Here is a 262-nt window from a genome sequence, read left to right on the forward strand (position 1 = left end):
GTGTTGCAGGATTAATGGCGAATGTAGTCGCAAACTCAAGTGGTAACGACATTCTTAATTTATTGGCGTTTATTATCGCCTCTTATGTCGCTATTTTATTAATGTTTGTTGTGCACGGCATACTGTTAAGCCTAGTTGGGGTTAGTCCAAAACATTATTTTACTAAGATTTGGCCAGTAATGACCTTTGCTTTTAGTTCGCGCAGTTCAGCGGCATCAATTCCAATGAACATAGATACACAAGTAAACCAACTTAAAGTTCC

Annotated in this window: 1 protein-coding gene; it reads left to right on the forward strand. The window is 38.2% G+C overall.

What is annotated here, in order from left to right:
- Positions 1 to 262, forward strand: a 262-nt coding sequence (locus AAEY62_RS23095) for a cation:dicarboxylate symporter family transporter (RefSeq protein WP_350636766.1), incomplete at both ends; no start/stop codon positions are given.

It is taken from the genome of Pseudoalteromonas sp. GW168-MNA-CIBAN-0100, assembly GCF_040309225.1.
GTDB classification, from domain to species: domain Bacteria; phylum Pseudomonadota; class Gammaproteobacteria; order Enterobacterales; family Alteromonadaceae; genus Pseudoalteromonas; species Pseudoalteromonas arctica.